The organism is Streptomyces sp. JL2001 (assembly GCF_050917515.1).
Taxonomy (GTDB): Bacteria; Actinomycetota; Actinomycetes; order Streptomycetales; family Streptomycetaceae; genus Streptomyces.
In genome coordinates this window covers 2,920,634-2,935,332 of sequence record NZ_CP169421.1, presented here as the reverse complement: position 1 = coordinate 2,935,332, position 14,699 = coordinate 2,920,634, and the positions used below count along the sequence as shown (strand labels likewise).

General features: G+C 72.0%; 10 protein-coding genes. 2 read left to right on the top strand and 8 right to left on the bottom strand.

Annotated features, from left to right (window positions below; translation table 11 throughout):
* Positions 1–78: 78 nt before the first annotated feature.
* Genes ACE1OA_RS12775 through ACE1OA_RS12765 form a run of 3 tightly spaced genes read right to left on the bottom strand, consistent with a single transcriptional unit; the run spans position 79 to position 3,631 of the window.
* Positions 79–2,430 (bottom strand): FtsX-like permease family protein, encoded by a 2,352-nt coding sequence (locus ACE1OA_RS12775; RefSeq protein WP_432752794.1) that lies wholly within the window; start codon positions 2,428–2,430, stop codon positions 79–81.
* On the bottom strand, positions 2,427–3,110 hold the full coding sequence (locus ACE1OA_RS12770; protein ID WP_432752793.1) for an ABC transporter ATP-binding protein: 684 nt from the start codon (positions 3,108–3,110) through the stop codon (positions 2,427–2,429). Before ACE1OA_RS12770 ends, ACE1OA_RS12775 begins: the two co-directional genes overlap by 4 nt.
* Entirely contained in the window at positions 3,107–3,631 is a 525-nt protein-coding gene (locus ACE1OA_RS12765; RefSeq protein ID WP_147980990.1) for a PadR family transcriptional regulator, read from the bottom strand. Before ACE1OA_RS12765 ends, ACE1OA_RS12770 begins: the two co-directional genes overlap by 4 nt.
* Positions 3,632–3,881: 250 nt before the next feature.
* On the opposite strand from ACE1OA_RS12765, the gene ACE1OA_RS12760 reads away from it, so the two are divergent.
* Positions 3,882–6,071, top strand: coding sequence for a transglycosylase domain-containing protein (locus tag ACE1OA_RS12760; RefSeq protein ID WP_384870699.1), 2,190 nt, complete (start codon positions 3,882–3,884; stop codon positions 6,069–6,071).
* Between the two features lie 117 nt (positions 6,072–6,188).
* On the opposite strand, the gene ACE1OA_RS12755 is transcribed toward ACE1OA_RS12760, so the two are convergent.
* From ACE1OA_RS12755 to ACE1OA_RS12745, 3 genes are all read right to left on the bottom strand, one after another.
* Complete coding sequence (locus tag ACE1OA_RS12755) at positions 6,189–8,198, bottom strand: SpoIIE family protein phosphatase (protein WP_432752792.1); 2,010 nt, start codon at positions 8,196–8,198, stop codon at positions 6,189–6,191.
* Between the two features lie 289 nt (positions 8,199–8,487).
* The gene (gene fomD, locus ACE1OA_RS12750; protein ID WP_356606784.1) at positions 8,488–9,153 is read right to left on the bottom strand and encodes a cytidylyl-2-hydroxypropylphosphonate hydrolase; all 666 of its coding nucleotides are present in this window, start codon (positions 9,151–9,153) and stop codon (positions 8,488–8,490) included.
* A 108-nt stretch (positions 9,154–9,261) separates the two neighbouring features.
* Entirely contained in the window at positions 9,262–10,662 is a 1,401-nt protein-coding gene (locus ACE1OA_RS12745; RefSeq protein WP_432752791.1) for a class II fumarate hydratase, read from the bottom strand.
* 105 nt (positions 10,663–10,767) lie between these two features.
* Here ACE1OA_RS12745 and ACE1OA_RS12740 point away from each other — a divergent pair, with 105 nt between their 5' ends.
* Complete coding sequence (locus ACE1OA_RS12740) at positions 10,768–12,300, top strand: ricin-type beta-trefoil lectin domain protein (RefSeq protein WP_432752790.1); 1,533 nt, start codon at positions 10,768–10,770, stop codon at positions 12,298–12,300.
* A gap of 86 nt (positions 12,301–12,386) precedes the next feature.
* Here the strand turns inward: ACE1OA_RS12740 and ACE1OA_RS12735 are convergent, their stop codons facing one another.
* Both ACE1OA_RS12735 and ACE1OA_RS12730 read right to left on the bottom strand, forming a co-directional pair.
* Entirely contained in the window at positions 12,387–13,010 is a 624-nt protein-coding gene (locus tag ACE1OA_RS12735) for a lipoprotein (protein WP_384870690.1), read from the bottom strand.
* A gap of 5 nt (positions 13,011–13,015) precedes the next feature.
* Entirely contained in the window at positions 13,016–14,683 is a 1,668-nt protein-coding gene (locus ACE1OA_RS12730) for a fumarate hydratase (protein WP_356606792.1), read from the bottom strand.
* Between the last annotated feature and the right edge of the window lie 16 nt (positions 14,684–14,699).

Sequence of the window (14,699 nt, the reverse complement as noted above, 5' to 3'; positions counted from 1 at the left end):
CGAAGCCCCAGGAGACCGCTCACTGATCCGGCCTGATCGACAAGACACCCCCTCCCCCGTGGGCGCGGTCGCGGGCCGTCATTCGGTGCGCAGGCCGTCGGCCCGCATCAGGCGCCACAGCGGCGGCAGGCTGAGCAGGGTCACCGTCGCGATGAGTCCGGCGCCCACGCCGACGATCGGCAGGAAGACCCACCAGTCCTCGACCGTCCTGTCGATCATGCGGAGCAGCACCACGCCGAGTCCGAGTCCGCCGGCCATGGCGAGGGCGAGGCCGAGGGTGATGGGGATGGCGGTCTGCCACAGGACGGACCAGCTCAGGGTGGACCGCCGGGTGCCGAAGGCGACGAGGGAGGACAGCAGCCTTCTGCGGTCCCGGAGTTGTTCCAGGGTGGTGACCAGGAGCGAGGCCGCCACCAGGAGCATGGTCAGGGTCGCGCCGACGAGGATGCCGGTGCGGACGCTGCTGTACTGCCGGTCGCCTTCGACGTCCTGGAGGGTGCGGACCCAGGCCAGCGGGTCGATCGCGGCGGCCGTGTTCCGTACCCGGTCGGCGGCGTCGGGGTCGGCGGGGTCGATCCGGATCAGCGCGCCGGCCTCTGGGGCGTCCAGCCGGCGGGCGTCGAACGCGGCGGGGGTGGCGAGGATCCCGTCCTGGTACCGGCCGGTGGGGTCGGTGCGGGAGTCGACGGTGCGTGCCGTCCTCGGGATCCGCCAGGTCGGGATCGGCCCGTCGTGGAGTTTCTCGACGTCCCGGAGGGCGACCTCGGTGCCGGGCCGGGCGACCTGCAGGACCCGTTCGTCGGGCGGTCCGCCCTGGGCCCCGTGGGCGAGGGCGACGAACACGTCGCCGTCCTTGCAGGAGGGCAGCTTCGCGAGTTCCCGCAGTGAGGGGCAGTCGGCGACGGTGAGTGAGGTGGTGGGGGCGAACTCCTCGCCGGAACGGATCGGTCCGGGGCGCCACACGTATCCGTCGATGGTGCCGATCACGCCGGTGACGCCGGGCGTCCTCGAGAACCTGTCGATCATCTCGCGGGCCTCGTCGCCGCCCTCGGCGTCGATGCTCGTCTGGAGCTGTGCCCGGGCGCTCTCCATGCCGGTTCGGCTCATGAAGTCGTTCTGCATCGCCTGGAAGAGCATCTGGAGGGCGATGGCCCCGGCGGCGGCGACGACGATCCCGCTGACGGCCCGGGCGGCCGTGCCGCTGCTCAGCTGGAGCCGGCGGACGGCCAGTTGCCAGGGCACCGGACCGCCGTGCAGCCGGTGCACGACGGCCTCCACGAGCCAGGGCAGCAGGGTGGTGAGCCCGACGAGCATGAGCAGGGAGCCGGCCGTGATCCCGAACATGTCGATGCCGGCGCCGACGATCTCGATCTGTCCGGCCATCGGGAGGAGGAGGGCGGTCCCGGCGCCGACGAGGACCAGGCGCCACCACAGGCGGCGGGGGCGCGGGGTGGAGTCGCGGACGACGCCGAGCGGTTCGATCGCCACTCCGCGCAGCGCGCCCAGGGACACGGCGACGGCCGCGACCGGCACCGTCAGGAGGACGAGGACGGCGAGCGGGGCCAGCGGGACCACGTCGGAGGGGAAGGCGTTGACGTCCCAGACGGTCACGGTGCCGGAGAGCTGCCGTCCCAGGGCGAAGAACGCGACGCCGAAGGCGAGTCCGACCAGTGCGCTCGCGAGGGATTCGCCGGCCGCGATCCGCCGGGTCATGGCGCGGTCGGCGCCGACCAGGCGCAGTGCGGCGAGCCGGCGGTCGCGTTGTTCGCCGCCGAAGCGGACGGCGGTCGCGATGAGGACGAGGACCGGCAGCAGCAGGACGACGCAGGCGATGACGACGAGCAGCAGGAGGAAGGGGTTCAGCGGCTCCTCCGGCACCGACCAGCCGTAGCGGATGCCGCGTCCGTCGTAGTTGTCGGTGGTGAGGGTGGCGCTGCCGGCGACGTACCGCAGTTCGGACGGTCCGATGAGGCCGGCCCTGCCGAGGGTTCCGGTGACCTTGTAGGGCAGTCGTTCGCGGAGCAGCGTGCCGCCGGGGGAGTCCAGCAGGGTGCGCAGCGCGGGGGAGACGAGCATCTCGCCGGGGCCGGGCGGCTTCGCCGTGCCCGGGGGAGCGGGCGCGTCCGGGCCTTCGGGGCGCAGGACGAGGCCGGTGACGGTGTCGTCGTGGAAGACGGTGGTGTGGCGGTAGAAGAGAAAGGAGTCGGCGCTCGGCTCGGTGATCTCCTGGCCGGCGTCGGGGCTGCGCTGGGCCTCCCGTACCTCGCGGGAGAACATCATGTTCGGGAAGGACGCGGCGACCAGCAGCAGGGCGACGCCGAGGCCGATGCCGGTGGCGGTCAGGACGGTGCGGATCGCGCCGCGCCGGCCGCCGCCGAACGCGAAGCGCGCGCCGAGGGCGAGGTCGCGCGCCCGGAGTCGCAGGCTCATGCGGCCCACTCCGCGTCGCGCACGGAGCCGTCGCGGACGATGATCTCGCGGTCGGAGTAGGCGGCGACGCGGGCCTCGTGGGTGACGAGGACGACGGCGGCGCCGGTGTCCCGGGCCGCGGCGGTGAGGAGTTCCATGACCCGTTCGCCGTTGAGGGAGTCGAGGGCGCCGGTGGGTTCGTCGGCGAAGATCACCCGGGGGGTGGTGGCGAGCGCGCGGGCGACCGCGACCCGCTGGCCCTGTCCGCCGGATATCTCGCCGGGCCGGTGGGCGGCGATGCCGTCGACCTCCAGGCGGGCGAGCCATGCGCGGGCCGTGGCCTCGGCGCTCCTGCGCCGCTCGCCGTTCAGCCGCAGCGGCAGGGCGACGTTCTCGACGCAGGTCAGCTCGGGGACGAGCTGGCCGAACTGGAAGACGAAGCCGAACTCGGAGCGGCGCAGGGCGCTGCGCTCACCGTCCGAAAGGGCGGCGAGCTCGCGTCCGTCGTAGGTGATGGTGCCGGCGTCGGGGCGGACGATCCCGGCGAGGCAGTGCAGCAGGGTGGACTTGCCGGAGCCGGAGGGTCCCATGACGGCGACGACCTCGCCGGCCCGGATGGCGAAGTCCGCGCCCGAGAGGGCGGGGGTCGGGCCGTACGCCTTGTCCACGGCGGCGGCCCGGAGCAGGGCGGTGGTGGTCATCGGCGGATCTCCTCGGCGAGCCGGTCCAGGCGGGCGGCGGTCAGTTCCAGCCACCGAAGATCGGCTTCGAGGTGGAAGAGGGCGTGGTCGCAGATCAGCTGGTCGGCGAGGTCGCCGTCCTTCTTGCGGCGGGTCAGCTCGCGCATCAGCCGCAGGTGTTCCGCGCGCTGGACGTCGAGCAGCTCGGCCGCCGGGCGGCCGGTGAGCAGGGCGAGGACGACCTTGGTGTAGAGCGTGGACTGGAGGTACGGCTCCGGCTTCTCGGGCCGGGCGAGCCACTGGGCGACGTCGGTGACGCCGGCCTCGGTGATCGCGTACCGCTTGCGTTCGGGGCCTCCGCCGGCCTCGACGCCGTCCACCTCGACCAGGCCGTTCTTCAGCAGGCGGGACATGGTCGAGTAGACCTGCCCGTAGTGCAGCGGCCGGTCGTGGCCGAACTTCTCGTCGAAGGCGCGCTTGAGGTCGTAGCCGTGGCGCGGTCCGGACTCCAGGAGCCCGAGAAGGGTGTGACCGATTGACATGCCGCTCACTCTACACCCTGTGTATACGCACAGTGTATAGCCGAAGAGGGACGGAATGTGACGGACGTCGCACAACCATCCCGGCTCGTGACGCGTCGGTTCCCAAGGAGGCAGGTGCTGATTGTCACGTCCGGAAAAGACCGGATCGGTTGCCCTTTGTCTGCATCGTCGGTGTTAGCTTGCTGAGCTGATTCGGCGCAGACATCCGGCCGACACCTGGCCACGACACGACGAGCGGAGCGACGGAACGATGGGTCGAGCGGACACGCGCCGGACGAAGGGCGGCGGGCGCATACGCCGCCTCTTCACCTGGAAGAAACTCCTGGGCACGTTCCTCGCCGGCTGCCTGCTCCTCATGGGCGCCTTCTACGTCGTGTACCTCATGGTCCCGGTGCCCAGCGCCAACGCCCAGGCGACCATGCAGAGCAACATCTACAAGTACTCCAACGGCCGGATCCTCGCCCGTACCGGCGAGATCAACCGTGAGATCGTCGGCCTGGAGAAGATCCCCAGGGACGTCCAGAACGCCTTCGTCGCCGCCGAGAACAAGACCTTCTACAAGGACCACGGCGTCGACATCAAGGGCACCGTCCGCGCCGCGCTGAACACGATCACCGGCAAGGGCAAGCAGGGTGGCTCGACCATCACCCAGCAGTACGTGAAGAACTACTACCTGGACCAGGACCAGACGGTCACCCGGAAGCTCAAGGAAATGGTGATCGCGCTCAAGGTCGACCAGAACAGCCCCAAGAGCGAGATCCTCGCCGGCTACATCAACACCAGCTACTACGGCCGCAGCGCCTACGGCATCCAGGCCGCCGCGCAGGCCTACTACGGTGTCGACGCCGCCAAGCTGAACGTCGCCCAGGGCGCCTACCTCGCCTCGCTGCTCCAGGCACCGAACCAGTACGACTGGACCTCGGCCACCCCGACCGGCCGCAAGCTGGTCGAGGAGCGCTGGAACTACACCCTGGACAACATGGTCGAGGAGGGCTGGCTGGACGCGGGCAAGCGCGCCGGCCTCACGTTCCCCGTCCCGCAGAAGCCCAAGGCCGCCCCCGGCATGGGAGGCCAGACCGGCTACCTGGTCGAGGCCGCCAACCAGGAGCTGATGCGCCAGGGCATAAGGGAGGAGGACATCAAGGCCGGCGGCTGGACGATCACCCTCAACATCGACGAGAAGAAGCAGAAGGCCCTCGTCAAGTCGGTCGAGGAGCAGCTGGAGGCCAAGCTCGACCGGGAGAAGGACAAGAAGGACGCCACCGTCCAGGCGGGCGCCACCTCGGTCGACCCGAAGACCGGCCGCGTCCTCGCGATGTACGGCGGCGTCGGCGCCACCGAGCACTGGCTGTCGAACGCCACGCGCCGCGACTACCAGCCCGCCTCGACCTTCAAGCCGATCGTGCTGGCCTCGGCGCTGGAGAACGGCGCGAAGACCCAGGACGGCCGGGAGATCGGCCTCGGCACGATCTACGACGGCACCAGCAAGCGGCCCGTGGTCGGCAGCGACGTCCCCTTCAGCCCGGAGAACGAGGACAACCGGAGCTACGGCCCCGTCACCGTCCAGAAGGCCACCAACAGCTCGATCAACTCGGTCTACGCCCAGATGATCGTCGACGTCGGCCCGGACAAGGTGAAGAAGACCGCCCTCGACCTCGGCATGAAGGACGGCGCGGACTTCGGCGAGCGGCCCGCGATGTCGCTCGGCACCATGGGCGCCTCCACCTGGGACATGGCAGGCGCCTACGCGACGCTGGACAACCACGGCAGGAAGGTCACCCCGACCATCGTGAAGTCCGCCGAGCACAAGGCGCGCAAGGCCGACCCGGTGAAGTCGATCGGCGAGCAGGTCATCACCCGCGAGGCCGCCGACACGGTCACCAAGGCGATGACGGGCGTCGTGCGGAGCGGCTCCGGCATCCGGGCCGCCGGCGACTACGCCGCGGCCGGCAAGACCGGCACCTCGGAGAACAACCGCTCCGCCTGGTTCGTCGGCTACACCCCCGAACTGGTCACCGCCGTCGCCCTCTTCGGCGAGGACGCCAAGGGCAACCAGGTCACCCTGACCGACACCATCAACCCCGGCCGCGCCAACGGCGGCCGCACCCCCGCCCAGATCTGGGGCGCGTACACCACCCGGGCGCTGGGCGGCGGCTCCGACAAGCAGTTCGACCTGGAGACCGACGACACGGCGATCGTCGAGCCCGACCCGACGCCGTCGCAGACCAGCGAGTCCCCGGACCCGACCGCGCCGACCCCGAGCGGAACCCCCGAGTCGACGCCGCCGCCGACCTCGACCGCGACGACGCCGCCGCAGCCGACGGACACCGCCACGTTCCCGACGCCGCCGACGCCGACCCGGACGACGGATCCGACGATCGAGCCGCCCGCCGACGGCAACGGCAGCAACAGCAACGGCAACAGCCGACCCCTGGGCTGACGGGGGCGGCGCACCGCACGCGAGGACGGCCGGACCCGGGAGGGGTCCGGCCGTCCTCGCGTATGCGGCGGGCGGGTGCTCGGCCGCCGTCGACCCGTCCGGTCCCGTACCGCCCCGCTACACCCGCGTCGACAGCTCGAACCAGACCACCTTGCCGCCCGACAGGCGCGTCGCGCCCCAGCGTCTGGCCAGCCGGTTCACCAGGAACAGGCCGCGCCCGCCCTCGTCGGTGTCCCGGGCCCGCCGCTGCCGGGGCAGCTGCGGGGAGTCGTCGCCGACCTCGCAGCGCAGTACGTCGGTCTTCAGCAGCCGCAGGGTGACCGGCCGCTCCGCGTACCGCACGGCGTTGGTCACGACCTCGCTGATCAGCAGCTCGACCGAGTCCGAGAGCTCCTCCAGGTCCCAGCGGGCCAGCGCCCGGCGGGCGAGCCGCCGGGCCCGCCCCGGGGCCGCGTCCTCCGGCTCCAGGAACCAGTAGGCGACGTCACTGGGCGCGATCCCGTCGAAGCGGGCCGCGAGCAGCGCGATGTCGTCGTCCCGGTCGCCCGGGCCGAGCATGTCGAGGACGTCGTCGCACAGCGCCTCCAGCGGAGGCGAGTGGTCGGGTCCGGTCAGCTGGGCCGTCGCGGCGAGCCGCTCGCGCAGCTGCTCGATCCCGGTCCACACGTCCCGCATCCGGGACTCGACCAGGCCGTCCGTGTACAGCAGCAGCGTGGCCCCGGCCGGCGCGTCCAGTTCGACGGCCTCGAAGTCGACTCCGCCGACGCCGATCGGGGCGCCCGGCGGGACCCGCAGGACCTCGGCCCGGCCGCCCAGGTGGAGCAGTATGGGCGGCGGGTGGCCGGCGTTGGCGATGGTGATCCGGTGCGAGACCGGGTCGTAGACGGCGTACATGCAGGTCGCCATCCGGTCCTGGCCGAGCCGCTGGGCCTGCTCGTCGAGGTGGTGCAGGACCTCCTGCGGGGGCAGGTCGAGCCCGGCAAGGGTCTGCGCGGTCGTGCGCAGCTGGCCCATGATCGCGGCGGAGGTCATGGAGTGGCCCATGACGTCGCCGACGACCAGTGCCACCCGGCTGCCGGGCAGCGGGATCGCGTCGTACCAGTCGCCGCCGACCCGGGCCGTCTCGGCGGCCGGCAGGTAGCGCGAGGCGAGCCGGACGCCGGTCGGCTGGGGCAGCGAGTCCGGCAGCATGGTGCGCTGCAGTTCGTCGGCGATGTACGCCTCGCGGCCGTAGAGCACGGCCTTGTCGATGCCGAGGGCGGTGTGGGTCGCGAGCTGGGCGGCGACGAGGAGGTCGTCGGGTTCGAAGCCGGACCGCTCGGGGCGGCGGAGGAAGACCGCGGCCCCGATGACCCGCCGGCGGCCGCGCAGCGGGGCGAGTATCGCCCGGTGGCCGCCGGGCACCGGATGGTCGGGGCCGAGCAGCTCGGGCAGCGCGGCGCGGGCGGCGGCGGAGTCGCCGAAGACCGGCCGCACCCCGCGCAGCACCTCGGCGAGCGCCCCGCCGGAGCGGACCTCGCACAGCTCGGCGGCGGGGGTCGGGTCGGGGTCGGGTACGAGGACCAGCTCCTCGCCCTCCTGGTCCGTTAAGCGGAGCCGGTCCGTGCGGCGCAGGCGCAGGACGAACGGGGAGACCGGCCGTTCGTCGCCGACCGGCAGCGGATCGCGCAGGTAGACCAGGATGGCGTCGGAGAAGGTCGGCACGGTGGCCCGGCACAGGCCGAGCACGATCTCGTCGAGGTCGATGCCGCGCGCGATGCGCCGGGTCGCGGCCCCGACGAAGCGCAGCCGGTCGCCTTCGCGGCGCGCCTCGGCGACGTCCTGGGCCGCGCCGCCGGACGGGGTCACGGCGACCGCGGCCGCGGGCGGGGTTGCCTGGGCGGGCACGGGAAGGCCGGCGGGCACGGCGGCGGTGTGCTCTCCGTCGGGTGCCGGCCTGCGGCGGGCGTCGCCCGCGGCGGCGGCCGGGCCGCTCTGCTGCGGGGGCAGGCCGCCGTCCGGCGTCGGGCCCGGGACGGCCGCGGCGGACGGGCTCGCCGGGGCCGCTTCGGGGCGGGGGCGGGCGCGTTCCTGCGGCCGGGCAGCCAGCGGCTGCCGGCCTTCGTGGGAGGTGGGATGCTCCGTCACGCGTGGGGTTCCGTCCGTCCGGGCCGGTGGTGCGATGCACTCGCTCTTCTCGCCGATGCCGCGCCTTCGCCGGGGATAAACCCCTGGCGGGCGCTGGATCTGGACGCCCCGCGAGCAGCGGCTGTGACGGGGGTCGGTACACCCGGGCGCACGTCCGGCACTGCTCTCCCCCTCATGGATGACTTGTGGTCAGGTCCTGCGCGGTTCTGAGTGGTTGATGCATCGTTCGTTGGTCACGGGCTTGCGGAGGACGATCCTACGTTTGCACCCCGGGGGCGCATCAAGGGTCTCACGGTGCCGTGTGCGCCGGAGTGCGATCCCAGTCTCTCGGCAGCTGGGGCACGGTCCACGCCGGATCGGGGCGCCAGTCCTCCCAGCCGTCGCGGAACGGCGCGCCCCAGGAACGGATCACCTCGACCGCGGCGCGGCCCGCGCCGCGGACCCGCGCGGCCTGGGCCGGGTCCATCAGGCCGGAGCGCTGGGCCTGGTCGAACTCGTCCTCGTCCCGCCACAGCCAGCTGTGGTCCGGGTAGACGGAGATGTCGAGGAAGTGGTCCTCCGAGTCGACGCCGCCCGACCAGCGGGTGCGGGGCTCCTCGAGGTTGACGTACCAGCTGCGGAACTGCCAGCCGCGCTCCCAGAACAGCCAGACCGACCAGGGGTCCCCGGGCCGGGCCAGCTTGAGGACGCCGGTGCCGAACCAGTGCCCGCGGGCGGTGGTGCGCGGAGCGGTGTAGCGGGTGGCGAGGGGCTCCTCGTGCACGGCCGTGCCGTCGGTGAGCACCGGCCGGATGCACTCGGTGCCGGGGGCCAGCCAGACGGCGAGCAGGTCGGGGGTGTCGCGGACGACGGTCACCGGCCGGCAGATGTGCACGGCGTCGGAGCCGTTGCCGCGGTAGCGCCAGAGGATGTGCTCCCCAGGCGCCCAGTGCTGGGGGCCGCCCGATCCTGTCATGCGCAGATCTTAGGACCGTGGCCCCGTCACCGCTGCGGCACAGGTCACGGATGAGTCAGCCGCCGTCGGCCGGGCCGGGCCGGGCCCGGGAGGGCCCGGGTCCCGGTCTCAGGGACGTGTCATCCGCAGGACGTCCAGGGCCTCGTCGAGTTGTTCGACGGTGAGCGCGCCGCGTTCGACGTAGCCGCCCTCCAGGACCACCTCGCGGATCGTCTTCCGTTCGGCCAGGGACTTCTTGGCGACCTTCGCGGCCTCCTCGTATCCGATGTACTTGTTCAGCGGGGTGACGACGGAGGGGGAGGACTCGGCGTACTCGCGGGCGCGTTCGGCGTTGGCGGTGATCCCGTCGACGGTGCGGTCGGCGAGCAGCCGGGAGGCGTTGGCGAGCAGCCGGATCGATTCGAGGAGGTTCCTGGCGATCACCGGGAGCATCACGTTGAGTTCGAAGTTGCCGGCCGCGCCGGCGACGGCCACGGTGGTGTCGTTTCCGGTCACCTGGGCGGCGACCATGAGGACGGCTTCGGGGATGACCGGATTCACCTTGCCGGGCATGATCGACGAGCCGGGCTGGAGGTCGGGCAGGTTGATCTCGGCGAGACCGGTGCGGGGGCCGGAGGCCATCCAGCGCAGGTCGTTGGAGATCTTCGTGAGGGAGACGGCGATGGTCCTGAGCTGGCCGGACGTCTCCACCAGCGCGTCCCGGGCGCCCTGGGCCTCGAAGTGGTCGCGGGCCTCGGTGAGCGGCAGGCCGGTGGCCCGGGCGACCTCGGCGATGACGGCGGCGGAGAAGCCGGGTGGCGTGTTGATGCCGGTGCCCACGGCCGTGCCGCCGAGGGGGAGTTCGGCGAGCCGGGGGAGGGCGGAGCGCAGGCGTTCGACGCCGTAGCGGACCTGGGCCGCGTAGCCGCCGAACTCCTGTCCGAGGGTGACCGGGGTGGCGTCCATGAGGTGCGTGCGCCCGGACTTCACGACGTCCGCGAATTCGGCTGATTTCCGCCCCAGGGAGTCGGCCAGGTGTTCGAGTGCGGGGATCAGGTCGCGGGTGACGGCGGCGGTGGCGGCGATGTGGATGGAGGACGGGAACACGTCGTTGGACGACTGGGACGCGTTGACGTGGTCGTTGGGGTGGACGTCGCGGCCCTCGGAGAGCCGCTCGCCGGCCAGGGTGGCGACGACCTCGTTGGTGTTCATGTTGGACGAGGTGCCCGATCCGGTCTGGAAGACGTCGACGGGGAAGTGCTCGTCCCAGCGGCCCTCGGCGACCTCTCCGGCGGCCTCCTCGATGGCCCGCGCCAGGTCCTCGTCGATCACGCCCAGCTCGGCGTTGACCTTGGCCGCGGCGGCCTTGATCCGGGCGAGGGCCTCGATGTGGGTCCGTTCCAGGCGCTGGCCCGAGACGGGGAAGTTCTCCACCGCGCGTTGCGTCTGAGCCCGCCACTTGGCGTGCGCGGGGACCCGCACCTCGCCCATGGAGTCGTGCTCGATCCGGTGGTCTTCGTACTCGGTCATGTTCCTCAACCTCCTGTAAAAGTTGAGCAGTTGTCTTGTTCTGCCTATTCCCCCGGCGCGTACCGGCCAGTAGAACCGTGGGTAACCCCACCTCCAGGAGGCGCAATGACGCGCACCAGGCGCAGATTCCGCTGGACGATCGCCGCCACGGCCGCCGCGGCGGCGGCCTTCGGCACCATGGCAGCCGCGAGCCCCGCCGGAGCGGCCGACACGAGCGGTGGCGCCGTCCGCGTCGCCTCCGTCCCCCTCCCGCCCGAACTGGAGGCGGTCCGCGCGGCCGAGGCCACCCGGATCTACGGCGACCCCGCCGAACGCCCGCTCGCCGCACGCAGGACCGGACTGATCTCGCTCGGCGACAGCGAGATCTCCGGCGAGGGCGTGGGCACCTACGAGCCGCCCACCAACGGTCCCGACAACTGGTGTCACCGCTCGCCCGACGCCGCGATCCACCGCACCGGAATCCCCGCGGACCTCACCTTCAACGTGTCCTGCTCCGGTGCCTACAGCGGAAACATCAGGATCGGCGGCTCGAAGCAGTACGCCGACGAACTCGTCCAGAGCGACAACCTCGCCGTCAAGGCCCGCAACACCCGCATCAAGATGGTGCTGCTCGTCGCCGGCGCCAACGACGACCTGCAGTTCGGCCCGGTCATGACCGACTGCGTCACCCGCTACCTCACCCTGCAGGGGGCCTGCGAGCCCAAGTACGCCCCCGGCTGGCAGGCCCGCGTCGACGGTCTCGTCCCGAAGGTCGAGCAGACCGTGCGGGACCTGCGGACCGTGATGCGCGACGCCGGCTACGCCGACGGCGACTACAAGCTCGTCGTCATGGGCTACCCGAGCCCCATCGGCCCCGACTTCCGCGACAACCCGAACTTCCCCGGCAAGCTCAGCTGCGGCGGCCTCGGCTACGACTCCGACACCGTCTGGGGCCGCAACACCGCCGTCCCCGCCTTCGAGCGCGGCATGCGCCGGGCCGCGGCGAACACCGGGGCCACCTACCTCGACAACTCGCGCCTCTTCCACGGACACGAGGTCTGCATGGAGGACCCCTGGGCCAGGGGCCTGTACATCGACCTCTCCAAGCCCGGCACCCCGGACGAGAACTCGGTCCGCCAGTCCTTCCACCCCAACGCCCGCGGCCACGCCGCCTTCGCCTCCTGCCTCACCCAGCTCTACGCCTCGGGCCTGCGCGAGGCCGGCTGCGCCGACGTCGACTCCGCCGGCACCCCGACGCTCTTCCCGCTCGCCTGGGACGACGCCTACCGCCCGTGGCGGAACGAGGCGACCGGCAACTGCGTCGACGTCAGCGGCGCCGGCAGCGCCAACGGGACCGCCGTCCTCGGCTGGGACTGTCACGGCGGCCGCAACCAGGGCTGGTGGTACGACTCCGCCCGCCGGACCCTCCACACCCAGCTCACCCAGGACCGGTGCGTCGACGTGCCCGGTGCCCGCTACCAGGCCGGTACGGCGCTGATCCTGTGGAACTGCTCCGGCGCGGGCAACCAGAAGTTCGTCCGCGACGGCGCCACCGTCCGCCCGGCCGCGGCCACCGGACTGTGCCTCACCCAGGCCACGGCGAAGGAGCCGCTGCGGCTCCAGACCTGCAACGGCTCGGCGAACCAGCGGTTCGCCTGACAGGGCAGCGCTCCGCGGGCACACGGCGTGGCCCCCGCCCCGGGCGGGGCGGGGGCCACGTCACCGTGCACGACGGCCGGAGGCGCTCAGAGCGCCTTGAGGCTGGAGCGGGCGAGCTCGTACGCCGGGAGCATCTCGCGGTGCTCCTCGGTGTCCAGGCCGCCGAGGTGGACGATCACGGTCCCCTTCGGCGTGGAGACCGCGAAGGCGCGCTCCTCCTTGGACTCGTCCATCAGCTCGTTGTGGACCGTGTAGGTCACCTCGACGGCGGACAGCGCCCCCGCCCGGGTCTCCTTGTAGACCACCTCGGAGGCGTTCTTCTCGGCCTTCACGAAACCTTCGAGCGTGGGCCGGGCCGCGGAGCCGTCCGCGGTCCAGACCCGCAGGTAGCCGATGTTCCCGGCCGGCTTCGCGTCGATCTCGCAGACCATGGTCGCCGGGCCCTGCCTGCCGAGCGCGGCGGAGAGCTCGTCGTCGCCGACCCGCACGGCCTTCGGCTTCCAGTCCGCGGCGAGGCCGAACGACACCGGGAGCGGGCAGGCGGTGCCGGGTCCGCCGAGCGAACCCCGGGCCGGCTCGGCGGACCCGGTCGGCCGCGGGGCGTTCGGCTCGCTGACCCGCAGCGGCTCCTGCTCCGTGCCGCAGCCGGTCAGCAACAGCCCGGCCGCCAGCAGGGCGGCCGGGACGACGGCGTGTCTCGGGCGTCCCACCGGGATCAGCCGAGACCCGGACCGCGGACCGGGATGTGCGTGAACGTCGGCTCGGGGGCCGGGTTCTGGAAGAAGTCGTTGCCCTTGTCGTCCACCACGACGAACGCCGGGAAGTCCTCCACCTCGATCTTCCAGACCGCCTCCATGCCGAGCTCCTCGTACTCGACGACCTCGACCTTCTTGATGCAGTCCTGCGCGAGGCGCGCCGCCGGGCCGCCGATCGAGCCCAGGTAGAAGCCGCCGTGGCTGCCGCACGCGTCGGTGACCTGCTTGCTGCGGTTGCCCTTGGCCAGCATGACCTTGGAGCCGCCCGCCGCCTGGAACTGCTCGACGTAGGAGTCCATCCGGCCGGCCGTCGTCGGGCCGAAGGAACCGGAGGCGTAGCCCTCGGGGGTCTTGGCCGGACCGGCGTAGTACACCGGGTGGTCCTTCAGGTACTGCGGCATCTCCTCGCCCGCGTCCAGCCGCTCCTTGATCTTGGCGTGCGCGATGTCGCGGGCCACCACCAGCGGACCGGTCAGCGAGAGCCGGGTCTTCACCGGGTGCTTCGTCAGCTCGGCGAGGATCGCGTCCATCGGCTGGTTCAGGTCGATCTTCACGACGTCGCCGTCGGCGGCGAGGTGCTCGTCGGTGGTGTCCGGCAGGAAGCGGGCCGGGTCGGTCTCCAGCTGCTCCAGGAAGACGCCCTCGGCGGTGATCTTCGCGACGGCCTGGCGGTCTGCCGAGCAGGAGACGGCGATCGCGACGGGCAGGGAGGCGCCGTGGCGGGGCAGCCGGACCACGCGGACGTCGTGGCAGAAGTACTTGCCGCCGAACTGGGCGCCGATGCCGATCTTCTGCGTGAGCTCGAAGACCTTCTCCTCCAGCTCCTTGTCGCGGAAGCCGTGGCCGAGCTCCGAGCCCTCGGCGGGCAGCTCGTCCAGGTAGTGCGCGGAGGCGTACTTCGCGGTCTTGAGCGCGAACTCGGCGGAGGTGCCGCCGACGACGATCGCCAGGTGGTACGGCGGGCAGGCGGCCGTGCCGAGCGAGCGGATCTTCTCCTCCAGGAACTTCATCATGCTGCCCTCGTTGAGGACGGCCTTCGTCTCCTGGTAGAGGAAGGACTTGTTGGCCGAGCCGCCGCCCTTGGCCATGAAGAGGAACTTGTACGCGCCGCCGTCGGTCGCGTACAGCTCGATCTGCGCGGGCAGGTTCGAGCCGGTGTTCTTCTCCTCCCACATGGTCAGCGGGGCCATCTGCGAGTAGCGCAGGTTGAGCTTGGTATAGGCGTCGTAGATGCCGCGGCTCAGCGCCTCCTCGTCACCGCCCCGGGTGAGCACGTTCTGTCCGCGCTTGCCCATGACGATCGCGGTGCCGGTGTCCTGGCACATGGGCAGGACGCCGGCGGCGGCGATGTTCGCGTTCTTCAGCAGGTCGAGCGCGACGAACTTGTCGTTGCCCGACGCCTCCGGGTCGTCGATGATGCGGCGCAGCTGGGCCAGGTGGGCCGGGCGCAGGTAGTGCTGGATGTCGTGGACGGCCTCGGCGGCGAGCTGCCGCAGCGCCTCCGGCTCGACCTTGAGGAACGTACGGCCGTCGGCCTCGAAGGTGGAGACACCTTCGGAGGTCACCAGGCGGTACGGCGTGGTGTCCTCTCCCAGGGGGAGCAGATCGGAGTACGCAAACTCTGGCATGGGGGCCATTCCTCAC